This window comes from Enterococcus sp. 1001283B150225_161107_E12, from assembly GCF_015556925.1.
GTDB lineage: Bacteria > Bacillota > Bacilli > Lactobacillales > Enterococcaceae > Enterococcus_B > Enterococcus_B mundtii.
This window is the reverse complement of the sequence record NZ_JADNNI010000012.1, coordinates 1-24,221: the sequence shown is the minus strand read 5'-3', so window position 1 is coordinate 24,221 and position 24,221 is coordinate 1. Positions and strand designations below refer to the sequence as shown.

The window sequence follows — 24,221 nt, the reverse complement described above, 5'->3', positions numbered from 1 at the left end:
TGAAGCAATCCCGATTTTTTTGTGTCAAAAAAAGATCCTAAACGCCTGTAAAATTAAGATGGATTTTAGTACTTAGTGAAATCATCCGAAAACCAGGCACTCAGAAAATGGATCGTTTAAATAAAATAGAGAATCGACATCGTTAAATGAAGATGTCATAAGAAGAGGTGAAATTTGTGAGTACCATTAAGATTATCCCTTTAGGCGGTGTACGCGAAAACGGAAAAAATTTGTACATTGCAGAAGTAGGGGAAGCTATTTTTATTTTAGACTGTGGTCTGAAGTATCCTGAAAACGAATTATTAGGGATTGACGTTGTGATTCCTGATTTTACGTATTTAGAAGATAATGTCGATCGTGTAGCAGGTGTTTTTCTGACACATGGTCACGCAGATGCGATTGGGGCGTTGCCTTATTTATTGTCAAAGATTTCTGTACCTGTGTTCGGAACAGAGTTGACGATCGAATTGGCAAAATTGAATGTCAATCGCAATGATGCTGCAAAAGGATTCAAGGATTTTCATGTAGTAGATGAGCATACAGAGATCGATTTCGGTGAAACGATCGTTAGCTTCTTCCGCACTACCCATACGATCCCAGATTCAGTTGGGATCAATTTAAAAACCCAAGAAGGAAATATCGTTTATACGGGTGATTTCAAATTTGACCAAATGGCGATCCCAATGTACCAAACGGATTACGCTCGTTTAGCAGAGATTGGGAAAGAAGGCGTGTTAGCTTTACTGAGTGAGTCAGCAAATGCAGAAAACGCGACCCCTGTTGTTTCTGAGTTCCAAATCGCTGATGAAGTATTTGATACCATCAAATATTGGGAAGGACGGATCATCGTTGCTTGTGTTGCAAGTAATCTTCAACGTGTCCAACAAATCTTAGACGCCGCTGCCAAAGCAGGACGTAAGGTCGTGTTGACTGGTCAAGACTTTGAACGGATCATCCGAACAGCTATGCGCTTAGAAAAACTTCAATTACCAAGTGAGGACCTATTGGTCACATTAAAAGATATGAAAAACTATGAGCCTGAAGAACTGATTATTTTAGAAACAGGCCGTATGGGTGAACCAATCAAGTCTTTACAAAAAATGGCGAATGGTGCGCACCGTCATATCAAGATCAAAGAAGGCGATCTTGTTTATATCACAACGACACCAAGTATTGCGATGGAAACGATGGTTGCTAAGACAGAAGATATCATTTACCGAGCAGGTGGAATAGTCAAACAAATCTCTGACAACCTGCGGGTTTCCGGTCATGCAAATCCTAATGACTTACAATTGATGTTGAATTTCATGAAACCTAAATATTTCATCCCAGTTCAAGGAGAATACCGTGAATTAGCTGCCCACGCAGACTTAGCCCATGCAGTTGGTATCCCCTACAAAAATATCTATATCACTGGACGTGGAGATGTTTTAGAATATAAAAACAAGCGGATGAGTGTGGCAGGTACGATAAGTGCTGAAAATGTCATGATCGACGGACTAGGCGTTGGTGATATTGGGAACATTGTTTTACGCGACCGTAAAATCTTATCTGAAGACGGTATTTTTGTTGCAGTAGTGACAATCAGTCGTCGTGAAAAGAAAATCGTCTCAAAACCGCAAATCACTTCACGAGGATTTGTTTATGTCAAAGCAAGTCGTGATTTGATCAATGAAAGTAGCAACATGATCGAAACCATTGTAGGGAAACATTTAGAAAGCGATGATTTCGAATGGAGCAAACTGAAACAAGAAATACGTGATCAATTAGGTCGCTATTTGTTTGAACAAACCAAACGCCGTCCAGTGATTTTACCAGTCATCATGGAAGCGACACAACGTCGCGGCAAAAGATAAAAAATGAAAAGCTGTATCAAAAGATGTTCAGATGATGGATATGTTTGGTATAGCTTTTCTTTTATAGGAGCGAGATCATTGAATATATACGATGGAAAGGTGGAAGTGTCTATAATGGAAAAAGAACTTGGTTTGGGAAATAATCAAATGAAAGAGAAACAGATCATCATTTTTGGCGTAACTTCAATGAGTACAGATAGTACCCTTTATAGCAATTTGTTAGTAACAAAGATGAACAACTTCGCAAAAAAACAACATTTACTTGTTCATGTTGACATGCATAGCATTTCTAAGTTGGATCAGTATGCAAAGGCTGCCGATGTTATTCTATTATCTCCAGAGCTGTCTTCTATGAGAGAAACTATCATAAAAGAGTATCCTACAAAGGTTATTGAAGTGATAGACATGAAAGATTATGGTCTGCTAAATGCTGAGAATATCTTAAAAAAATTTCTCCATCACTAAACTGGAAAAGAAGAAATTTTCAAAATAGTTAGCAAACTTCGTTTTTTTTATTTTTTATCACTCCTCTATCTAAAAAAGTGTTGTGGATTTGTTCAATCTTATAAGCCGTATAAGGCATTTCAACTTAAATAAAAATACCAATAGTAGAAACTAGAGCCTTAATTTCTACTATTGGTATTTTTATTTTGAGCATCATTACAGATTCGTAGTCATTCTGGTTTTATTCACAGTGATCAAACAATAAACAGAAACTGTCAATCATAGACGAAACATTCTTTTATCTGGGTATTCAGTCGTAAGTACACGCTCACTTGATACTTGGTACAACCTGTATTATCTGTTACAATTGAATAGGATATACTGTACTACTAATTGTGTGAATGATCGAAATGAAAACGAAAGAGTCAGTGACCAAAATGTTGAGGAGTGAGAAGATGAAGATTACTTATCATGGACATTCTTGTATTTCTCTGGAAATGAAAAATGGCCAACAAGTGCTGATAGATCCATTTATTACTGGGAATCCTATGACTGATTTAAAAGTGGATGAAGTCCAGACGGACTGGATATTGATCACCCATGGACATGCTGATCATATTGGAGACATGTTGCCGATTGCGAAGAACAATAAGGCGACCATCATCAGTATTGTCGAAATCGCTGATTATGCACAACAGCAAGGAGCGAACTCTTTTGGGATGAATATCGGTGGCAAAAGGGAGTTTCCTTTTGGCACAGTCAAATTTGTCCATGCACAGCATAGTTCAAGTATTGAAATCGATGGTGTTTCGCGTTATATGGGAGAGCCTAGTGGTATTCTGATCCAAGCAGATGGGAAGACGATTTATCATGCGGGTGATACCGCAGATTTTAGCGATTTAGCGCTCTTAGGTGAACAGTTTATGATCGATGTAGCCTTTTTACCGATTGGCGACAATTATACAATGGGGCCTGAGGATGCGGCTCGTGCGGCAAAGCGAATCAAAGCGAAGAAAGTCGTGCCTATCCATTACAATACCTTTCCTGTCATTGAACAAGATCCGCAAGTATTCATCGATTTATTAGCAGACACCGAAGGAAAAATAATGAGCGTTTCGGAAACGCTGGAAGTGTAGGGGAAAGAGATGGCGACAAAACATGATTTGATTTTAGAATATATCGAAAGCCTACCAGTGGGGAATCGAATATCTGTCCGTAGTATTGCCAAAGAATTGAATGTCAGTGAAGGAACGGCCTATCGAGCAATTAAAGACGCTGAAAATGTAGGATTAGTGTCAACGATCCAACGAGTAGGAACGATTCGGATCGAACGTAAATTGAAGAAAAATATCGAACGATTGACATTTGGCGAAGTCGTGCGGATCATTGAAGGCGATGTTTTAGGCGGAGCAGTCGGTCTAGATAAAGTCTTGAATAAATTTGTCATAGGTGCGATGACCGAACACGCCATGGAACGCTATATCACTCCAGGTTCATTGATGATTGTTGGTAACCGTACAGAAGTGCAAAAATTAGCACTTGAGGATGGCGCAGCAGTGTTAATCACGGGTGGTTTTGATACGACGCCTGAGATTGCCAAATTAGCGGATGAATTAGCTATGCCGATTTTACGTACGACCTATGATACCTTTACCGTAGCGACGATGATCAACCGAGCGCTTAGTGACCAACTGATCAAAAAAGATATCATGCTCGTCGGTGATATTTATTTGACTGCCCAGAAAACACATTATTTGTTACAGTCGGATACGGTGGCTGATTATCAACGGATTTCAGAAGAAACCCAACATTCTCGTTTCCCAGTGGTGAATCATCACATGCGTTTGATGGGGATCATTACGGCAAAAGATGTCGTAGGTAAAGCACCGACACAAGTCATTGATCGGGTCATGACCAAAGATCCCATCAGTGTCAAGAAAACGATGAGCGTCGCTTCTGTCGGACATCAAATGATTTGGGATGGTTTAGAAGTCATGCCAGTCGTTTCCGATGATTTGACGTTAGAAGGATTGATCACACGGCAAGATGTCATGAAGGCGATGCAATTGGTGCAACGTCAACCGCAAATCGCTGATACGATTTCTGATCAGATTTCAGGGGCGATCCAAACGATCGATACAGATCGTGAAGGCAATCGATTGACGACGCCTAAGTTCAAATTTGAGGTTTCGCCACAAATGGTAACAGGTGTTGGAACGATTTCTTTTGGGGTGTTAAGTGAAATCATTTCAGATGTTGCTCAAAAAACAATGATCATGAATCAACGCAGGAATATCTTGTTGGAGCAAATGAATCTACATTACCTTCGTCTGATCCAGATCGAAAGTGAGTTAGACATTCGTCCAAGAGTTTTAGAAATCGGTAGAAGATCCGCTAAACTTGATGTAGAAGTATTTATAGAAAACACGATCGTGGCTAAAGCCATTGTCGTCTGCCAAGTGATGGAACGTTCGTAGAGAGTAGGAAAGAAAATGACCATACAAGAACAGATTTTGAATGAAATCAAAAAATATCAAAAAATCGTGATCCACCGACATCAAAGACCTGATCCAGATGCTTTAGGTTCACAAGTGGGATTAGCCGAGTTATTACGTAATAGTTTTCCAGAAAAAGAAATTCGTCAAGTTGGAAAAGACGTTGAGGGCTTACGTTATTTAACAGAAATGCAAGAAATCGACGATGCCTTTTATCAAGGGGCATTAGTCATCGTGACAGACACAGCGAATGCGCCACGTATTGATGATAAGCGCTATTCCTTAGGGGATCAAGTGATCAAAATCGATCATCATCCGAATGATGAACCATATGGTGATTTACTTTGGGTAGATACGAAAGCTAGCAGCTGTAGTGAAATGATCGCTGAGTTTGCTTTGCTGTTCCCTGATGAGCTGAAAATGAACAGCGACTCTGCTCGTTTATTGTATGCAGGAATCGTTGGTGATACTGGAAGGTTCTTATATCCTTCAACAACAGGACGCACGTTAGAACTAGCAGCAGAGTTAAGAAAGTATTCTTTCGACGCAAGCAAATTGAATCGTGAAATCGAACAAATCACCATGAAAGTAGCGAAACTATCCGGTTGTGTCTATCAAACGATCGAAGTTGACGAAAAAGGTGCCGGAAAAGTGATATTGTCACAAGAATTGTTAGGCAAGTATGGCATCGTCGATTCAGAGACCGCAGCTGTCGTCTCTTTACCTGGTGTGATTGACGAAGTGTTAGCTTGGGCGATTTTTGTCGAACAACCAGAGGGCTATTATCGTGTACGTTTACGTTCAAAAGGACCAGTCATCAACGAGATCGCCAAACGACATCATGGTGGCGGCCATCCTTTGGCAAGTGGCGCAAATGCAAAAGACCTGCAAGAAGTGGCAGAGATCTACAAAGAAATACAAGAAGCTTGCACCAATTATACACGTTAAAAGTGTACTCCAAGTAGTAAATCGAGAATTTTAAGCAAACGTTACATGCTCTTTTATTTATTCCCTTTGGCACGAATAAATGGTGGGGGCAGAAGTGACCTCTTCGGCAATCAGGTTACTTCTGCCTTGACCATTTACTCATCGAAGTTGATTGTCTTTTTATCAGGTGTATGTGCAATCAAGGTCAGTGAGATTGAATCAGCGTAGGTAGTCTAGGAGCTCTGATAATAAGTTGCTCTTTTCAAACTGTTATTTTTCCGTTATAATATTGCTCAATAACGAACAAAAAGGAGAAACAACATGACAGTACCAAATTGCCCAGTATGTGGTTCAGAATATGCTTATGAAGATCGGGGATTATTGATTTGTCCTGAATGTGGAAACGAATGGACACCATCAGAAGAAACAGAAGCAGAAGGCCTAGTAGTACTTGATGCAAACGGCAATCGTTTAACAGATGGCGACAGTGTGACCGTTATCAAGGATTTAAAAGTAAAAGGAGCTTCCTCACCTATCAAACAAGGAACAAAGGTGAAGAATATCCGTTTAGTTGAAGGAGACCACAATATCGATTGTAAAATCGAAGGGTTTGGTCCGATGAAGCTGAAATCAGAATTTGTCAAAAAGAATTAAAATATTCAATCTCTTTTCACAATTATTCTACTCGAACAATGGTAAAATAAAAGCAATGAGGAAAGGGTGAAACGATTATGTATGGATATGGTTTTTATGGCTTAGATCCAACGTTTCTTTTAGTTATTGCTGGATTAGCTATTTCCGGAATCGCTTCTGCTTACGTCAATAGTACTTTTCGTAAATATGACAAAATCAGAAGCAAAAATAATGTGACTGGTACACAAGCCGCCCAGTTCATTTTACAAAGTCAGAAAATCAATAACGTTGGCGTCCAACAAATCGCCGGTGATTTGACGGACAATTATAATTCAGGGAACAAGATGTTGAGTTTATCGCAAGCTACAGCACAATCTACCTCAGTCGCTGCAATCGGGGTAGCTGCCCATGAATGTGGACACGCAGTGCAAGATGCCGTTGGTTATGCGCCGTTGAAAATCAGAGCTTCATTAGTGCCTGTCGCTAATTTTGGCTCGATGATTTCGTTTCCGTTGATCATGGTAGGTGTATTATTTAGTTGGAATACGACGTTGATCAATATTGGTATCTTCGCTTTTTCATTGGCACTATTGTTTCAACTTGTTACGCTACCAGTAGAATTCAACGCGTCAAGACGAGCGATCCAAATTTTAAGTGAAGGTGGCTTACTGACAGAAGAAGAGGTACCAATGGCGAAACATGTGCTATTTGCGGCGGCTTTGACCTATGTTGCTGCAGCGCTATCTACTTTCTTACAATTACTACGTTTGATTTTGCTTTTTGGCGGCAACCGTCGAGACTAGAACAAACCAATAGAAGTGAGGGACAGTCGATTGGACTGATCCACTCACTTTTTATTTTGGAAAAATTAGTATTAATTTAAAAGTTCAGACGGAGACACGCTTGCTTCTCCTATCTTTTCTTTAAATCAAATCATTTTATTGACATAGAGTTGTTGAATTTTTGTGACTAAATCTACCCACAAATCTTTTTCTTTACTAGGATCAAGGTAAAAAATTTTACTCGTTTGATGAAATTTATCAAACCAATCGGTGACGATCAAATCTGCTTGTTCTGGATTTTCTGTCAAGCGAATCATTTTTTCGTCAAATACTTGTCGTAATCGATTTTGGATATGATAATTCCCTGTCAGCGTTTTATTCATTTGTACATAGATCAATAATTTTTCATTTGTTTCCGACTGCAAGAGGTTATAGATCAAGCTACTCAAATAATAAATAATCAATGTTTTTTTTGGATGGTCATGAAAAACTTCAGAGATAATTTGTTGTATTTGTTGTATTTGTTCATTCGATTCATCAATCTCAAGTGCTGGTTTAGGAAAATGCAACGAGTAGAAAAAAGGAGTTGTATTTCCCAATATCAAAATAGAAATTAAAGAAAGCATAAGATAGTAATTGTAGAAAAACCTTTTTTCAGATGATGCAATCACTGGAAAGGTTTGAGCTAGCTCTTTTGTTAGTGAGGTGATTTTCATACATAGATGATTACGTTTATTCGTCAAAGTATAACCAATCAAACTCTTCTGCTGGCTTGAAATGAGATTAGGAAAAAAGCAATAAATCAAAAAATTAAAATGCAATAGTTCATCAATGGCGATTTCATGTGGTAAAAGATGAAACAAATGATGTTTAAAACTACCGGAGACATCTTGTACCTGTTGTAGCAATTCTAAAATAGCATAGACCTCACTAGATTCAGAGGTGATCAATGATGATTGTTGTGTACGAAGCGTAAAGATAGCAATCAGCAAATACAGGTTTTCTTGATATTTCAATGAATGCTTTGAAACGAGCAATTTTTTGGATAATCGCCGCTCTCTTTTTAGTTGGCTCAATTTGAATTTGTCAAAAGGCCATTCCAACCCTTGAAAAGCATCAGATAGGATAAAAAACAAATAGAGTCGGATAAATAATTCGTTTCCTTTGAACAAATAACAGCCCTGAGATGAAACAATCTCGATTTCAAAATCTTGAAGTGTTTCATTCAATTGGTGTGTTAATTTTTCTAAGTAAGAGTGGGATATGTATAATTGCTCCAATAAATATTTTTTCGGAACATACGCTTTGGGATAATTGACCATAAGCAATAAGTAATTGAAACGATTGGATTCTCTTAAATAAAAAAGTTTGAGCTTGTGATAAATCATCATTTTTATTTCTTGGTATTCATCAGATATAGTTATTTCTCCTTTGTGTGTAGAGAAAATAAAAGTAGAAATGCTCAATTGCTGTTCAATCGTAGTATTCAACTTTCGAATCAATTCTTTGATTGTCCGTTTAGGTATAGTCAGTTCATCCGCAAGTTCTTTTAACGTACATTGACTTTTTTGAGCGATCGTATAGAGGACTAATAACTCTTTCTTTTTTGCATCGATTAACATGATGGACTCCTTTCTGACAATTAGTGTACTAGTGGTGACATAAAATGTGAGTGGAAAGTGTTTTCAATGTATGATATTCTCACATAGTAATAGAATTTGATTATATAACTTGTTATTTTAAGAAATGATAATCAGTTATCTATTCTATTGTTTATTTCTTTGCTTATTTTGTCAAGTTGGAATCATTTAAATAATCTTGGATAAGGGAATACAATGTTATTTAATTGAGGATATCGTTATTTTTTAAATCTTATTTTTGGCGAAGCATTAGATAAATCAAGCTTCTATTACAAAGAGACATATTTTAACCCCCGAAATATGTTATTATCGTTTTTTTTTATCAAAACTTGTTTCTTCATGGTTTACATAAGTTTTTCCTACTAGCGAATGCGCTGGATCGTCATGGGAAATTAAAAAAAGAATCATTGCCGGATATGAATAAGATAATCGGAAAGGATGGATGGTTTCGTGGGAAGAGTGACGAATTTTAGTAAAGAATATTTACTATTTAAGAGTATGGTATATGCTGAAGAAAATGGGTTATCGACAATCACAGCGAGAAGTTTAGCTTCTTTTTGTGGCTGTTCTACTTACCCGATCTATGCACATTTTAAATCAATCCGTATACTAAAAGAAAAAATTATCGAAGAGATTACGATATGTTTTGATCGATATTTAGCTGAATACGTTATTGACGATTTTTTCAGTGTCGTTCATTTATTGAAGGAGTTTTTCTCGATTCATGAGAGTATTAGAGGAGTAGTTATCAAATCCGAATTAGACATGGCCTCGTTGTTCAAACGAACGTTCTCAGAATTTGTCAGAGAACATACGGGAATCAAAGAAGCGTATTTATTAGAACTTCTTTGGCTGAACGCATTAGGAAGTTTAAATTCAGATAAATCATCAAAGGAATTTTTTGAGACAATGACATTGATTTGGAATAAGTTAGCAGAATTAGAAGATGATTTGCCTGAAATGCTAACAAATATCCAATACGTTCCGGTTAATTGACCTTACATTTCTTTGGATGGATGATTTACTTTAGTTGTTCGTATGAAGCATCTCCAAAAAGGAGGTGCTTTTTTTAACAGAATTAGGCAGAAGTCGCCCATCCTCTATAGGTGGGTGATGAATGCCGTTCGGTATGAGGGTTACCGTTGGTAACTCGAAGACCGACAACTAAGGCGTATTGCTTTTTTATTTTGTCTCATGTTAAAATCAGTCTATACAAGAAATGAGTTGATACAACATGGAATTAGACACAAATAACCATTCAGTATTTCTTCTTTATTATCACCTTGTTTTAGTAACGAAATATCGTAGACAAGTAATTGATAATGAAATATCTAACTACGCTAAAGCGACTTTTGAAAGAATCTCAGAATCGTATCATATCACTTTAGTTGAGTGGAATCATGATAAAGACCACGTTCATATTATGTTCAAAGCTCAACCAAAAACAGAATTGACAAAATTTATCAATGCCTATAAAAGTGCTAGTTCACGTTTGATAAAGCGCAATTATCCAAGAATCAAACAATTTCTTTGGAAAGAAATGTTCTGGTCAAAAAGTTTTTGTCTTTTGACAACTGGTGGAGCACCAATTGATGTGATTAAGAAATATATTCAAAATCAAGGAAACAATCATAAATAGAAAGCAGGCGAGCTTTATGGAGCGACTAAAAGCATATAAATTTAGAATCTATCCAACAGAAGAACAAGAAACCTTCTTTGCTAAGTCTTTTGGCTGTGTCCGTAAGGTCTACAATCTAATGCTTGATGACCGAATGAAAGCTTATAAAGAAACTAGGAAAAATTCCTCTAAAAAAATGAGTTTTCCAACGCCTGCAAAATATAAGCAAGATTTTCCGTTCTTGAAAGAAGTGGATAGTCTTGCTTTAGCAAATGCACAACTCAACCTAGATAAGGCGTATAAGAACTTCTTTCGCGATAAGTCCGCCGGATTTCCTCGTTTCAAAAGCAAGAAAAATCCAGTTCAAAGCTATACGACTAACAATCAAAATGGAACAATCGCTTTGATTGATAATCAATTTGTCAAACTTCCTAAGTTGAAGTCGTTAGTTAAAATTACGCTCCATAGACAACCTAAAGGTCTGATCAAATCCGCTACAATATCACGTCATTCTAGCGGTAAATATTATATTTCTTTATTGTGTAAAGAAGAAATAGCTGAGCTTCCTAAAACTAATTCCGCTATTGGAATTGACCTTGGTATAACTGATTTTGCAATCCTTTCTAATGGTCAAAAGATTGATAACAATAAATTCACGTCAAAAATGTCAAAAAAACTAAAACGTGAACAACGTAAGTTGTCAAGACGTGCATTATTAGCTAAACAAAAAGGTATCAATCTGTTTGAAGCTAGAAATTATCAAAAACAAAAACGTAAAATAGCACGACTACATGAAAAAGTAATGAATCAACGCAATGACTTTCTAAACAAGTTGAGCACAGAGATTATCAAAAATCACGATATGATCTGTATAGAAGACTTAAATACAAAAGGTATGTTGCGTAATCATAAACTAGCAAAAAGTATTTCGGATGTTTCATGGTCTAGTTTTGTGACTAGGTTACAATACAAAGCTGACTGGTACGGTCGAAAAATTATCGAAGTGGATAAGTGGTTCCCATCTAGTCAAATCTGTTCGAATTGTGGACACAAAGACGGCAAGAAATCTCTAGAAATTCGAGAATGGACTTGTCCTGTTTGTCATGTTCATCATGACCGAGATATCAATGCTAGTATCAATATTCTGACCGAAGGTCTAAGACTACATTCTATGGGATTAGCTTAGATCCAATCATCAAAAACCGTAGGAACTACGGGGATAGCTTGGTAAATAAGAGAAACCGCTGTGAGTAAAGAAATACGCTTGCAAGTATGCTCTATTCCCAAGAAGCTCCCACTTCAAGCGTTAAAAACCGGTAGGTTTAGCTAAGTGGTGAGTAGTTCACCGCATCAAACTAAGGTTGCTTGAAACCGAAAATGCCAAATGAGGCGTCGTACAAAAGCAAATAATAAAACAAGACAGTATGTGCTTTTTGTAATTTTTTTTGCTATTCATCGGGCAGGGCTCATAGCAATTAGTTCGCTTATCTATTTGACTGTGATATGATTGTAGTAGATAAAAAGGAGCTGATAATTATGAAAACATCAACAAAAGTAACGATTGGATTAAGTGTCGCAGCAGCAGCAAGTGTGGCAACAGCTGTAGTTGTTTCTGGCAAAGTGATCGAAAAAATCCATCATCTAAGTAACCGAACAAAAGTAAAAAAATTCGTGTATGACAAATTTGATGGGAATGAAAAGTTATTAGATGTCGTCGACCATTTATCAGATAGCGATTTAGATTCATTGATGGGCATGCTAGCAAAGATTAAATCTGGCAAAAAGAAAATTTCTGTCTACGGTGACTCTATCAAAGACTCGACAGAAGATGCGAAAGGTCGTCTGATGTCACTTGTTGAGAAAATGATCTAAAAACGATTCTCTTTGGATTGATCGAAAAAAGGAACAAGCAAGGCGATGTTTATTGCTGCTTGTTCCTTTTTTTATATGTGTAACAAAAGGAGGTAACAAAAGAGTAAGTCATCTGCTTTTTTTAAATTGAAGCCTGTTTGTTCGTCAAACTTTTCGATCCGATATTGGAGAGTGTTTCGATGCATGAAGAGTTGCTTAGCCGCTGAACTGATATTCCCAAAATTCTTCCACAGTTCGATAATGATGTCTTCCATTTTAAAACTACGGATTATTTCTTGATATTCATTTGTTAGCTGACTGGATGTAACTAATTCTTTTGTATAATAATATAAGGCAATTTCTTGTATGGAAGTCGTTTGGTCGGCTACTTGTATTTGTGTTCGTTTATTCAGGAAAATTTTTCGTTCTTCATTGAACATAGCGGTTAGATTTTGTCCAGCTGAATGGAATGAACCGACAAAGGCTTGTGTCGTCATATCAAAATCGACATCAAGAGATAAAAAGATACCTTTAAGATCTGCCGTATTCAAATAATTGGCATGCTTTCTTTCGATGATCAACGCATCTGTCTCTGTGTAAAGAAAAAAATCAAGAGCTTCGGGAAATAATCCAGAAATTGTTTCTCGCCATTCTTTTTGTAAGAAATCGGATCTCTTTTCAAAATGTAACTGAATGATTCGGCAGCTTTCTTCACATACATATCCCTTTTCCTCAAATAAATATTGATACCAAGGATGTCTGTCTAAGGTGTTTGTTTTCTGAAATAACGCTTTCAAAAGTTTCTCTTCTTGAACGGACAAGGAACTTTTATCGATCCACAAGAAGTAATCTTCTACGACTAGTGAAAGAATTCGATCATCAGAAGAAGGAGTATTCTTTTTTTGTGCATTTGGGTATAATCCTAGTAACTTTTCTGTGTTCATTTACTTCACCTCATTCACTAGTTTACCATAGGACACGGCGATAAGGAAAAACTCTTTGTACTTCACCAAAAAGCCAGTTATACTATGTTTGATAGAGAAGATAAGTAAATCTAAAAAAGGTAGGAGTACAAGTGGAAGAAACAGAACAACAGCGAACAAAAGAAGAATGGATGCGTGTGGCTATTGAAGAAGCCAAAAAAGCAGAAGCGTTAGCAGAAGTACCAATCGGTGCCATCGTGGTTCACCAAGGACAGATTATTGGGCGTGGACACAATTTGAGAGAAACAACACAAAATGCAACAACACATGCTGAGATGATTGCGATCCAAGAAGCATGTAAGGCAATCGGAAGTTGGCGTTTAGAGGAAACACAATTATATGTCACGTTAGAACCGTGCCCAATGTGTAGCGGTGCCATGATTCTTTCTCGCGTAAAAGAAGTTTACTTTGGTGCCTATGATCCAAAAGGAGGAACCGCAGGGACATTGATGAATTTACTTGAGGATGAACGTTTCAACCATCAAGCCGATGTGGAAGGCGGGATATTAGAAGAAGAATGTGGTGAACTTTTATCTGTGTTTTTTAGAAATTTGCGAGCAAAGAAAAAGAAATTAAAAAAGGACTAGCCAAGGATAATAAAATGCGGTATACTATTCCTTGCCGAAAGGCTAGGACAATGGTGGGCTTGTGAAGCGTGTCAGATCCGGAAGGAAGCAGCACTAAGCAGGTGCCGCCATGTGTCTGATTGATTAGATTTATTAAGCCTAAAGGGCTTTTTTTTATTAGAGGCAAGTTTAAGGTATTTAGATTTTGTAAAAAAGTCTAAGTACCTTTTTTTTGTGCAAAAACTTTCCATGTGAACAAAGGGAAACCCTATGGTATGATGAAAAAAAGTGAGGTGGAACAAACAGTGGAAGAAATCGTTCTTTTACACACGAATGACTTACATTCTCATCTTGAAAACTGGCCACGGATCAGAAGATTCCTTGAGCAAAAAAAACGTGAAAATGAGAAAAAAAATAATACGACAACTCTCACGGTTGATCTTGGGGATTTTGTTGATCGTTGGCATCCTTTGTCAGAAGCAACGAATGGTCATGCCAATGTTGAACTAATGAATCAAATCGGCTATGATGCAGCAACTATAGGGAATAATGAAGGTGTAGGTAATTCCAAGAATGAGTTGAATCATTTATATGATCACGCGAATTTTGATGTGCTACTGAGCAACTTATTCGATAAAAATACTTTGCAACCACCAGTGTGGACAAAGCCATATAAAATCATCGAAACAAAGCAACGAACAAAAGTCGGTCTAATTGCTTTTACTGCGCCATTTCCTTTGACATATAATCCAAATGGTTGGGATATCCGCCAACCTTATGACCTTTTGCCCGAACTAGTGGAACAATTGCGTCCCCAGGTAGACGTCCTTATTTTAATGAGTCATCTAGGGATCCAAGATGATTTACAGATTGCAAAAGAAATCCCTGCAATCGATGTGATTTTAGGATCACATACCCATCATCTTTTTATTGATGGGAAAGTCGTAAATGAGGTACAATTAGCCGCTGCCGGAAAATTTGGGCAATATGTAGGGGAAGTACATCTTTCATTGGAAAATAAAAAAATCGTCGGACACTACGCCAAAGCGATTCCGACAGATACCATGACTGCATTCGTAGAGGATGAGAAAGAAATCGCCGGTTATCTTGAACAAGGACATCGTCTTTTAGCCCAAAAGAAAGTGGCAGATCTGCCATTTGACTTATCACTTGATTTATTTGATGAACATTCTTTTATCCAAATCGCTTTAGAAGCGGTAAAAGAAAGAGGGAACACAGAAGCATCATTTCTAAATAGTGGGCTTTTTTTGAATAGCGTACCTAAAGGGCTGGTGGATCAAGATCAACTCCATAGCGCATTACCTCATCCGATGCATTTGATCAACGTTACACTGAAAGGCTCGGATATGATTCGCTTAGTGTTGGAAATCGAAAAAAGTCGACTCTTCTTACGGAATTTTCCTATCAAAGGAATGGGATTTCGTGGTCAGATATTTGGTGAGATTTTCTATAATGGGATCACATATGATGCGGTCAACCGAGAAGTTCTGTGGCAAAAACAACCAATCGAAGAGAAAAAGAATTATACCGTTACTACGGTGGACCATCTGATGTTTGTTCCTTTTTTCCCAACCATCGAAATTGTCGGACAGGTCGATTTTTTATTTCCCGAATTTATTCGCACAGTAGTGGGAGACTACTTAAATGCTCACTACCCAACCAATGAAAAAGAAGGTATAATAGAAAAATAGGTGGTGAAAGCATGTCGACGAAACAAAATAAACAACACAACAGTGACAAAAAAGAGAGTCAAGAAACGGTCGATCGCTCACAAGAACAAACGGTGACCGAAGAAGTGACGGCAGTTTTAGAAGAAATAATCGAGGAAACGAAGCCAGAGAAAGTCAAGGGAGAAATCGTCACATTGACAGATGAAACGAATCTTTTGATTGGTGATAGACCTTATCGTATCGTAACGGATTACCGGGAAGGTTTCAATGCTGAGAAGCTTGGTGAGAGATATAGCGAAGTGCTTTCCAGATACGATTACATCGTAGGTGACTGGGGTTACGAACAGCTACGTTTGAAAGGCTTTTTTGATGCCACGAATCGACGTGCTCACCCAGATCAGCGAATTGATGCATTAGAAGATTATTTATACGAATATTGTAATTTTGGTTGCGCATATTTTGTCATTGAACGTATTGGTGGAAAAAAAGAAAAAAACACCCAACGACGCAAAAAGAAAAAAAATCCGAATCGCAACAATCAAGCGCATATCGATGAAAAAAAAGCGCCCGTTGAATCAGTACGCAAACAACCTGTGATCAAAAATCGTAAACCAGCAACTACTAAGGCAACACCAAAGGGAACTGAAAAAACGTCAGAACGCCCAACAAAATCAACTTCTAAAAAGAATTTTACTATTAGACAAAGGGAAGAATGATCCTATGAATTATAAAGGCTATTTGATCGATTTAGACGGAACGATCTATCGTGGAACGGAGCCGATACCGGCAGGAAAACGATTCGTTGAACAGTTACAGGAAAATGGGACGCCCTTTTTATTTGTAACCAACAATACGACAAAAACACCGGGAACAGTGGCACAACGTTTAGCCACTGAGTTTGATATCCATGTCTCACCAGAAACAATCTATACAGCATCTCTAGCGACAATTGATTTCATGAAATCAGACGCTAAAGGAAATAAAGTGTATGTGATCGGTGAAGCTGGCTTGACAGATTTGATCTTGGAGGCAGGGTTTGTATGGGAAGAAGAACACCCTGATTATGTCGTAGTAGGTCTAGACAATCACTTGACTTACGAAAAAGTGGTGACCGCAACCTTAGCGATCCAAAAAGGGGCAACGTTTATCGGTACGAATCCTGATAAAAATATCCCTACAGAAAGAGGATTATTACCTGGAGCTGGCTCGGTTGTTTCTTTTGTAGAGACAGCGACACAAACCACACCGGTCTATATTGGAAAGCCAGAAGCTATCATTATGGATAAAGCAGTGGAACTTTTAGGATTGAACAAAGAAGAAGTCATCATGGTAGGGGACAATTATGAAACTGACATCCAAGCAGGGATTCGTAATGGCATTGACACCTTGCTAGTATTGTCAGGTTTTACGAAAGAAGAAGACATCCCACAACTACCAACACCAGCAACCTTCGTCTTGCAATCGTTAGATGAATGGAGTTTCTAAAACAATGAAAAATAAACGATGGCAATGGGTGGAGTATGCGGGGATGGTTAGTTTGTTCCTGACGTTGCTCACTTTAGCAATTGCAATAACGATCAATTTTCGTCCACTTTATGTATTTGATATCGGACATCTAGGTATCTTAGATTACACCACCGTGGATCAACCAACATTACTCCAAAATTATGATCAATTGATGATGTATCTGAATAATCCTTTTGAGCAAGTGTTGGCACTTCCTGACTTTCCAATGTCAGCGAGTGGCTTACATCATTTTTATGAAGTCAAGTTATTATTCATGCTTAATTATGGGGTGTTGCTACTAACATTGATCCCAAGCGGTTTGTTCCTTCGTCAATTGAAAAGAGACCAACGTTTGTGGCGGCTGATCCGTCCTTTTCAAATCGGCATGGTCTTGCCATTTGTTTTTGGCTTTTTCATGTTGATTGGCTTTGATCGTTTTTTTATTCTTTTTCACGAAACATTTTTCAATAATGATGACTGGTTGTTTGATCCTCAGACTGATCCAATCATCAATGTGTTACCTGAGCAATACTTCATGCATTGTTTCATTCTGTTTTTTGTGCTTATCGAATTATTTTTCGCTTTGATGGTTCTTGTTGGCAAAAGAGAATTGAAAAAGGGGAACAATTAAACAATCACTTTCGTGTAGCGCGTTGATTGCTTTTTCGGATATAGCAAAAAATCATCCATAAAAATCCTTTTGCGATTTTTATGGATGATTTTTTATTTTTATTTGATTATTGTGTCAAACGGCTCCGTTTTTCCGGTTCTTGGTGGGCTAAACGGCTTGCAGCAGAAGCGGCAATTGCTCCCACGATATCATCTAAAAATGTATGGACATTTTTGCCATCGTGACTATTTAACTTTTTCAAGATCCCAGGTTTTACTTTATCAATATAGCCATAATTGGTAAAGCCAATCGTTCCATAAACGTTGACGATCGACAAGGCTAAAATTTCATCTATTCCGTATAATCCTTCATCATCTTCAATGATATGCTGAAGAGGGCTCATCAATTGTTTTTGTTCTGCCAAGATATCTAATTGTATGCCAGTAATGATCGCGTTATGGACTTCACGCTTTGTCAAGACTGCGTTAATACTTTCCGCACAATCCACCAAGCTTAAATCTGAGATATAGTCTTTTTGTAAAAACATGACTAATTCAGCGATATCCTCGATTGTTACCCCACGTTCTTTTAGGAGATCTCGCGCTTTTTCTTCTAAGGTTTCTGTTTTTATGACCATTTTTGATTCCTCCGTCTCTTCTTTCTATCTATAATGGTAACGTAGTACGTACAAAAAGCAAGAATCATTTCTTCTATAAAAAAGCAGCTGAGTTATTTTGGTCCAAATGTTTTATCATAAAGACTTGTACTATGACCAGGCTGCGTACGTTCTTTTGGATTGATGAAATGTAACGCGTTATTGACAGCAGTCGGTGCCTCTCCAAATCCCGTGGCAATCAATTTCACTTTTCCTTCATAGCTACAAATGTCGCCAGCAGCATAAACACCAGGAATTGAAGTTGACATATCGGAGTGGACGGTGATCGCATTTCTGGAACTTTCAAGTCCCCAAGAAGACAAATGCTCTAAGTTAGAAGTGAACCCATAATTGACGATCAATGAATCAACCATGAGATCAATCGTTTCCTCCGTCTTAGCTTTTTTTAGACGAATGTCTGACAACTCTCCATTTGAACCAGATAAACGCTCAATCAAATAAGGCGTTAATACATTTACAGAGGATTGATTCAACTGATTGACGCTATGTTCATGAGCCCTAAATGCGTCTCGACGATGAATCAAATAAACTTCGCTCGCAATAGGTTCAAGCATCAGTGCCCAGTCGATTGCTGAATCCCCACCGCCAGCAATGGCAACTTTCTTTCCTGCATATTTCATCAAGTCGTTCACGAAATAATCTAACCCGTGGTTTTCGTATAGGTCAGCATGTTCTAAATTCAGCTTTCTTGGTTGGAAAGAACCACTTCCTAGCGTCAGAATCACAGCTTTTGAATAATGGATACCTTTCGTAGTAGTGATCTCGATGATCTCGTCTTCTCTGGAAAGTGAGAGAACTTCTTCATTTAAATGAAATGTATGATTAAAAGTGGTCAATTGTTTCTTTAAATTATTAACAAGATCAACCGCTTTGATTGCTGGATAACCAGGAATGTCATAAATATATTTTTCAGGGTATAAGGTAGTTAACTGTCCGCCAAGTTGAGGCAAACTATCAATAATATTGGTTTTCGCTTGGCGCATACCAGCATAAAAAGCTGCAAACATGCCAACCGGCCCTGCACCAATAATTGTAATATCGTAAATTTCCATTTGAAATTCCTCCCTTGGTGACACTATAACAGAATTTAATTGAGAATTCTTCTCAAATAGTTTAATGATGGAACGAGCAGTTACTAAAATATAAGGAGTGATCTAACATATAGTTTATTTACTTTCAATATTAACTAAAAAGAGTTATTTTACTAGTACGAAGTGTTTGAATCTAAGAGGTAGAATTTTATGATTAAAAGAATAACAAGCAATGCAAAAGAAGACGGAGTATTGACGCTGTCTTTTCTATTAGCAATAGGTACCATGTTCATCATCCCGCCAAACTTCAATTATTTTTCTTATATCGATTTTCACACATTGATTCTTCTTTTTTGTTTGATGCTGATTGTAGAAGGGATACGGCAACAACAGTTTTTCGATTATCTAGGCAATTATTTGATCACCCAGACAAAAAATACGAGAGGGATCATTTTGATTTTAGTGTTTCTCACGTTTATCAGTAGTATGCTGATTACGAATGATGTGGCACTGATCATCTTTGTACCATTTGGTCTATTGATAGTAGAAAGGATCGGCATGCGAACATTGATTCCTTTAGTCGTAACTCTAATGACGATTGCGGGTAATCTAGGAAGTATGTTCACTCCGATCGGTAATCCACAAAATCTTTATTTATTCGCACAGTCACAATTAAAACTGCTCGAATTTTTACAGTTGATGCTTCCATATACACTAGCTGCTGCCATATTATTGGTGATGTTGATCTATGGAAGAATCAAAAATAATACCATCGATCTGGCGAAGACAGAAGAGATAATGTTAAAGCGAACACAACTCATTTTTTATTTTGGTCTATTTTTAACATGCCTTCTAGCTGTAAGTGGTATCATCCCTCATTATGTCGTATTGGTCTTAGTGAGTGTCAGTATCCTAGGCAATAATCGTCGCCTCTTTAAACAAATCGATTACTCCTTATTATTTACGTTTGTTTTTCTTTTTATATTTATCGGGAATATCAAACAAGTAGATGTTGTCCAAGCCTTTTTTGAAAAAAGTGTGGCGCATCATGAAGTTAGTGCAAGCATTTTTGCAAGTCAATTGATTAGTAATGTTCCTGCGGCGCTCCTATTATCAAGTTATACAGAAAATATCAAGGGTTTGATCATTGGGACGAACTTGGGAGGATTAGGGACATTGATTGCTTCAATGGCAAGTTTGATCTCTTACAAATTAGTCATCAAGCAATATCCGGAATGGAGAAAAAAGTATTTATTCGTCTTTGCATTCTACAACATCGTTTTTTTGATTTTCTTGTGGCTCATCTTTACCGTATATCAATAGAATATGTTATGATTACACAAGAAGACAGAATTTTTTAGGAGGAAGAAAAAATGGCATTTCCACAACTTGATCTTATGAATGAAAAGGGGCCTAAAGCTCTTATAAAAACGAACCGCGGAGATATTACAGTAAAACTATTTCCTGAGTTAGCACCTAAAACAGTCCAAAACTTTGTTGAATTAGCAAAAAAAGGGTACTATGATGGTGTGATTTTTCATCGTGTGATCCCTGATTTCATGATTCAAGGAGGCGACCCAACCGGTACAGGCATGGGAGGCGAAAGCATTTACGGAGAAAGTTTTGAAGATGAGTTCAGCCGCGAATTGTTCAATCTACGTGGCGCACTATCAATGGCTAACTCTGGTCCAAATACAAATGGCAGCCAGTTCTTTATCGTCAACAACACAAATGTGCCAGAAAACATGCTTAGTCAGTTAGAAGGAGCAGGATTCCCTAACGAAATCATTGAAGCGTATAAAAATGGTGGAACACCATGGCTTGATTTCCGTCATACAGTGTTTGGCCATGTACTTGAAGGAATGGATACAGTCGATGATATCGCAAATGCGCAACGTGGACCACAAGATCGTCCAGTACATGATGTAGTGATCGAAACGATTGAGATTTCTGAATAAAGTAAAATTTTAAACATACTAAGCTCTTAAAGAGCACCGAACAGCAAAAGCAGAAAATACTTTTGCTGTTCGGTGCTTTTTTTGTTTGGATGGTAACAAAGTAGGAAAGACTAACATTTTTTGTCCAATGACTTTTTCCATTTTCTAACTGAAAGCACGTTGGATACGTAAAAGTCCTTCTTTTAATACTGATCTTGGACAAGCGACATTCAAACGCATATGGCAATGACCGCTTGGTCCAAAACTGATCCCAGGATTTAAGACGACTTTGCCTTTTTCAATCAGCTTCTTTTCAAGTAGCAGGTCATCGTCCATATAGGCAGAAAAATCAAGCCATATAAGGTACGTTCCTTCTGGTTTCATCACTTTGACATCAGGGAGATGCTTAGTAAAGAAGGTAATGACTTCTAGGACATTTTCTTCCAGATAAACTAATAACTCATTTAACCATTCCTCACCAGTTTCGTAAGCCGCTTGAGTGCCTAGCAGTCCGAAAGTATTGATTCCTTGATGTTGATTTTTTTCTAATTGTTTCGTAAAGCGACTTTTTAAATCATGATCTTTAATGAAGACCATTGAATTTTTTATTGCAGCTAGATTAAATGTCTTAGTTGCTGAAGTGAATGTGATCAATAATCGAGAAAGGGCAGGATCAATTGTTTGCATCGAGGTGAAGTCATGTCCGGAAAAGACGATATCTTGATGGATCTCATCACTAAATAAGAAGACGTCGTATGTTAAGCAGAGTTCACTTAACTGTTTGAGCTCTTCTTTGGTCCAAACACGACCACCTGGATTATGCGGATTACATAGAATCATTGCTTTTATCTTGTTTGAGACGATTTTTTCTTCCATATCTTGAAGGTCCATTTCAAAATGATCGGCTGTTTTATTTAAAGGACTGCGAATCAATTGACGCTCATTACTTTCAACAATTGCACCAAATGGCGGATAAACTGGATCATGAATCAACACTGCATCACCTGGAGCTGTAAATGCTTGAATCGCCAATGAGAGACTAGCTAAGACCCCACTAGTGAAAAGGATGTGGTCTTTAGTTAGGGTCACATGATGGCGCCTTTCTTCCCAGTCGATCACTGATCGGTAGAGACTGTCCGGTACGGTTGAATAACCAAAAATGCCTTTTTGCAGATAGTTTTGAAAAGCTGTTGTTACTCCATGAGGTGCAGGAAAATCCATATCCGCTACCCATAAAGGTAAAAGATCATTCCTACGATAAGTTTGTGAGATGGCATCCCATTTTACGCTATCTGTGTTTAGTCTTGAAACTATTTCATCAAATTGTTCCATCTATAAGACCTCCATATCTACATGCAAGAACAGAACTTCTTTTTTTTTAATATTTACAGTATAATGATAAATGCGAAGAGAGGGAAGTATATGACTTATAAAATAGGCGAAATAATCAAAGGGAAAATTACTGGAATACAACCATATGGAGCGTTCGTTTCATTAGATGAAGAGACACAAGGGTTGATCCACGTATCAGAAGTGCAATCTGGTTATACGAAAAGTATTCATACATTATTGAAGGTGGGGCAACCGGTGACTGTACAAATCATTGATATTGATGAGTATTCGAATAAAATCAGTCTGTCGTTACGTACCTTAGAAAAGAAAGTACCATCGATCCCATACCGAAGAAAACGATACTTCACTAATAAAAATAAAAAAATCGGGTTTGCAACGATTGAAAAACAGTTACCTATATGGATCAAGGAAGCATTGATCCAATTAGATAAAAAAGAATCAAGGAAATAAAAGTGTATTTTTTCTGAAAATATGCTAAAATTCTCTTGTAAGCCATAAACAAGTTGATCGAGGTGGAAATTTTGGCAAACAAAAGAGTCGCTGGTACAATTATGTTGCATTTGGAGGATGGATCTAAAAAATTTTTAGTTCATTCAAGAGAGAATAAATTAGAGTTCGCATGCGCAGACCACTCAAATGATAAGACTGGTTTAGCAAATATACTTAGTTTCTTAAAAGAAATCGTTCATATTGATGTGAGTAAAATCAACTTGATGGAGTTGACGAACACCCATATCAATCAAGAAAATGTTCCACTTTTTGTTTTTGAAACGGAACAAAAAAATCAACAAGAACAGTTAGGCGAAGGTTATCATTGGGAAGATCCAGGACAAATGCGTACGGTACTAGGGATTTATGAAGTAGATGGTGTACCAATTTTTTAAATTGATTCAAGTACCTCTACCAAAGAGAAATGGATGCCGTTCGTAGGTGTATCGTTGACTGCTTGAGAATCGACGAATAAAATAGGAGATCATTTTTTGGAGCCAAGCAAAACTTTCAGAGAAGTTTGAATATCTTTCAAACTTCTTTTTTTGTCTATTTAAAAGGAAAGTAGAAGAGAATGTTCAGGATTCAATTGATTTTTAACTTATTTTATAAAATAAACAATTAAATGCATGGATAATCCGAATGATCGTAAAATAATTGGAAACCTTGTCTTTTTTCTACTTAAAAATAAGTATTGACGCTAGGTGGTTAGCATGGTAAATTAGACAACGTTGATTCGAAAATAAGTTCTTTTGAAAATATTCAGAAAAACATCGAAAAAACTATTGACCACTAGATAAAACCATGTTAATATAACGGAGTTGAATTATTTCCTCGCCTTATTAAATGCTTATACGTAAGAATTTAAAGCGAAATAAAGTGTTGACAAATAACAAACAACGAGTTATGATAAGTGAGTTGCTAAAACGACCTCGTGAAAAACGAGTTCGAAAAACTTTTAAAAAATAGTTGACAATCATTCGATGGTTTGCTAAGATATAAAAGTTGCTACGGCAATCACAAACGATAAGTTGAGACAGTTGTGTTTCATTTATTACGTAGACCTTTGAAAACTGAACAAAGTAAGACAAACCAAATGTGTAGGGCGTCTTGATTCAATTCAAGACAACAAA

At 37.3% G+C, this 24,221-nt stretch carries 25 protein-coding genes and 1 other RNA gene; 21 read left to right on the top strand and 5 right to left on the bottom strand.

Annotated elements, in window-relative coordinates:
• Nucleotides 1–176 precede the first annotated feature (176 nt).
• The 7 genes from I2F89_RS10085 (at nt 177) to I2F89_RS10050 (ending at nt 7,158) form a co-directional block, all read left to right on the top strand.
• A complete protein-coding gene (locus I2F89_RS10085; RefSeq protein WP_195514290.1) occupies nt 177–1,856 on the top strand; it encodes a ribonuclease J in 1,680 nt (559 codons plus the stop codon).
• 114 nt (nt 1,857–1,970) lie between these two features.
• Nucleotides 1,971–2,321: a PTS sugar transporter subunit IIB gene (locus tag I2F89_RS10080; RefSeq protein WP_071866691.1), complete on the top strand. Its 351-nt coding sequence runs from the start codon at nt 1,971–1,973 to the stop codon at nt 2,319–2,321.
• A 434-nt stretch (nt 2,322–2,755) separates the two neighbouring features.
• The gene (locus I2F89_RS10075) at nt 2,756–3,436 is read left to right on the top strand and encodes a metal-dependent hydrolase (protein WP_071866613.1); all 681 of its coding nucleotides are present in this window, start codon (nt 2,756–2,758) and stop codon (nt 3,434–3,436) included.
• A 9-nt stretch (nt 3,437–3,445) separates the two neighbouring features.
• Nucleotides 3,446–4,777: a DRTGG domain-containing protein gene (locus I2F89_RS10070; protein ID WP_071866612.1), complete on the top strand. Its 1,332-nt coding sequence runs from the start codon at nt 3,446–3,448 to the stop codon at nt 4,775–4,777.
• Between the two features lie 15 nt (nt 4,778–4,792).
• Nucleotides 4,793–5,743: a DHH family phosphoesterase gene (locus I2F89_RS10065; protein ID WP_195514289.1), complete on the top strand. Its 951-nt coding sequence runs from the start codon at nt 4,793–4,795 to the stop codon at nt 5,741–5,743.
• A 300-nt stretch (nt 5,744–6,043) separates the two neighbouring features.
• The gene (locus I2F89_RS10055; protein ID WP_034688843.1) at nt 6,044–6,376 is read left to right on the top strand and encodes a zinc ribbon domain-containing protein YjdM; all 333 of its coding nucleotides are present in this window, start codon (nt 6,044–6,046) and stop codon (nt 6,374–6,376) included.
• A gap of 77 nt (nt 6,377–6,453) precedes the next feature.
• The gene (locus tag I2F89_RS10050) at nt 6,454–7,158 is read left to right on the top strand and encodes a zinc metallopeptidase (protein ID WP_074800715.1); all 705 of its coding nucleotides are present in this window, start codon (nt 6,454–6,456) and stop codon (nt 7,156–7,158) included.
• 125 nt (nt 7,159–7,283) lie between these two features.
• Here the strand turns inward: I2F89_RS10050 and I2F89_RS10045 are convergent, their stop codons facing one another.
• Complete coding sequence (locus I2F89_RS10045; RefSeq protein ID WP_071866609.1) at nt 7,284–8,759, bottom strand: helix-turn-helix domain-containing protein; 1,476 nt, start codon at nt 8,757–8,759, stop codon at nt 7,284–7,286.
• Nucleotides 8,760–9,227: 468 nt separating this feature from the next.
• On the opposite strand from I2F89_RS10045, the gene I2F89_RS10040 reads away from it, so the two are divergent.
• From I2F89_RS10040 to I2F89_RS10025, 4 genes are all read left to right on the top strand, one after another.
• A complete protein-coding gene (locus I2F89_RS10040) occupies nt 9,228–9,773 on the top strand; it encodes a hypothetical protein (RefSeq protein ID WP_019723190.1) in 546 nt (181 codons plus the stop codon).
• A gap of 238 nt (nt 9,774–10,011) precedes the next feature.
• Nucleotides 10,012–10,416 (top strand): IS200/IS605 family transposase, encoded by a 405-nt coding sequence (gene tnpA, locus I2F89_RS10035; RefSeq protein WP_019724606.1) that lies wholly within the window; start codon nt 10,012–10,014, stop codon nt 10,414–10,416.
• A gap of 16 nt (nt 10,417–10,432) precedes the next feature.
• Nucleotides 10,433–11,581, top strand: a complete 1,149-nt coding sequence (tnpB, locus tag I2F89_RS10030) for an IS200/IS605 family element RNA-guided endonuclease TnpB (protein ID WP_077152109.1) — start codon at nt 10,433–10,435, stop codon at nt 11,579–11,581.
• Between the two features lie 350 nt (nt 11,582–11,931).
• Nucleotides 11,932–12,267 (top strand): hypothetical protein, encoded by a 336-nt coding sequence (locus tag I2F89_RS10025; protein WP_019723191.1) that lies wholly within the window; start codon nt 11,932–11,934, stop codon nt 12,265–12,267.
• A gap of 71 nt (nt 12,268–12,338) precedes the next feature.
• Here the strand turns inward: I2F89_RS10025 and I2F89_RS10020 are convergent, their stop codons facing one another.
• Entirely contained in the window at nt 12,339–13,190 is an 852-nt protein-coding gene (locus I2F89_RS10020) for a helix-turn-helix domain-containing protein (protein ID WP_071868060.1), read from the bottom strand.
• A gap of 131 nt (nt 13,191–13,321) precedes the next feature.
• Here I2F89_RS10020 and tadA point away from each other — a divergent pair, with 131 nt between their 5' ends.
• The 6 genes from tadA to I2F89_RS09990 all read left to right on the top strand — a co-directional run bounded on the left by tadA (nt 13,322) and on the right by I2F89_RS09990 (nt 17,623).
• Complete coding sequence (tadA, locus tag I2F89_RS10015) at nt 13,322–13,816, top strand: tRNA adenosine(34) deaminase TadA (protein WP_071868059.1); 495 nt, start codon at nt 13,322–13,324, stop codon at nt 13,814–13,816.
• A gap of 40 nt (nt 13,817–13,856) precedes the next feature.
• Nucleotides 13,857–13,941: signal recognition particle sRNA small type (gene ffs, locus I2F89_RS10010), an RNA gene on the top strand.
• 159 nt (nt 13,942–14,100) lie between these two features.
• Nucleotides 14,101–15,507 carry a bifunctional metallophosphatase/5'-nucleotidase gene (locus I2F89_RS10005; protein WP_071868061.1) on the top strand — a complete coding sequence of 469 codons (1,407 nt, stop codon included), beginning with the start codon at nt 14,101–14,103 and terminating at the stop codon, nt 15,505–15,507.
• 11 nt (nt 15,508–15,518) lie between these two features.
• On the top strand, nt 15,519–16,202 hold the full coding sequence (locus I2F89_RS10000; protein ID WP_019723195.1) for a YutD family protein: 684 nt from the start codon (nt 15,519–15,521) through the stop codon (nt 16,200–16,202).
• Between the two features lie 4 nt (nt 16,203–16,206).
• The gene (locus I2F89_RS09995) at nt 16,207–16,971 is read left to right on the top strand and encodes a TIGR01457 family HAD-type hydrolase (RefSeq protein ID WP_071868057.1); all 765 of its coding nucleotides are present in this window, start codon (nt 16,207–16,209) and stop codon (nt 16,969–16,971) included.
• 4 nt (nt 16,972–16,975) lie between these two features.
• On the top strand, nt 16,976–17,623 hold the full coding sequence (locus I2F89_RS09990) for a TIGR01906 family membrane protein (RefSeq protein WP_074802026.1): 648 nt from the start codon (nt 16,976–16,978) through the stop codon (nt 17,621–17,623).
• A 106-nt stretch (nt 17,624–17,729) separates the two neighbouring features.
• Here I2F89_RS09990 and I2F89_RS09985 read toward each other — a convergent pair whose 3' ends face one another.
• Entirely contained in the window at nt 17,730–18,239 is a 510-nt protein-coding gene (locus tag I2F89_RS09985) for a phosphatidylglycerophosphatase A (protein ID WP_195514287.1), read from the bottom strand.
• Between the two features lie 92 nt (nt 18,240–18,331).
• Entirely contained in the window at nt 18,332–19,330 is a 999-nt protein-coding gene (locus I2F89_RS09980; protein ID WP_086334396.1) for an NAD(P)/FAD-dependent oxidoreductase, read from the bottom strand.
• A 189-nt stretch (nt 19,331–19,519) separates the two neighbouring features.
• On the opposite strand from I2F89_RS09980, the gene I2F89_RS09975 reads away from it, so the two are divergent.
• Both I2F89_RS09975 and I2F89_RS09970 read left to right on the top strand, forming a co-directional pair.
• Nucleotides 19,520–20,632, top strand: a complete 1,113-nt coding sequence (locus I2F89_RS09975) for an SLC13 family permease (RefSeq protein ID WP_074802031.1) — start codon at nt 19,520–19,522, stop codon at nt 20,630–20,632.
• 50 nt (nt 20,633–20,682) lie between these two features.
• Complete coding sequence (locus I2F89_RS09970) at nt 20,683–21,267, top strand: peptidylprolyl isomerase (protein ID WP_034690848.1); 585 nt, start codon at nt 20,683–20,685, stop codon at nt 21,265–21,267.
• Nucleotides 21,268–21,411: 144 nt separating this feature from the next.
• Here I2F89_RS09970 and I2F89_RS09965 read toward each other — a convergent pair whose 3' ends face one another.
• A complete protein-coding gene (locus tag I2F89_RS09965) occupies nt 21,412–22,578 on the bottom strand; it encodes a MalY/PatB family protein (RefSeq protein WP_195514286.1) in 1,167 nt (388 codons plus the stop codon).
• A 90-nt stretch (nt 22,579–22,668) separates the two neighbouring features.
• Here I2F89_RS09965 and I2F89_RS09960 point away from each other — a divergent pair, with 90 nt between their 5' ends.
• Together I2F89_RS09960 and I2F89_RS09955 are read left to right on the top strand one after the other, a co-directional pair.
• Entirely contained in the window at nt 22,669–23,049 is a 381-nt protein-coding gene (locus I2F89_RS09960; RefSeq protein ID WP_071868052.1) for a CvfD/Ygs/GSP13 family RNA-binding post-transcriptional regulator, read from the top strand.
• Between the two features lie 71 nt (nt 23,050–23,120).
• Complete coding sequence (locus I2F89_RS09955; RefSeq protein ID WP_019724011.1) at nt 23,121–23,483, top strand: hypothetical protein; 363 nt, start codon at nt 23,121–23,123, stop codon at nt 23,481–23,483.
• The last annotated feature ends 738 nt before the right edge of the window (nt 23,484–24,221 follow it).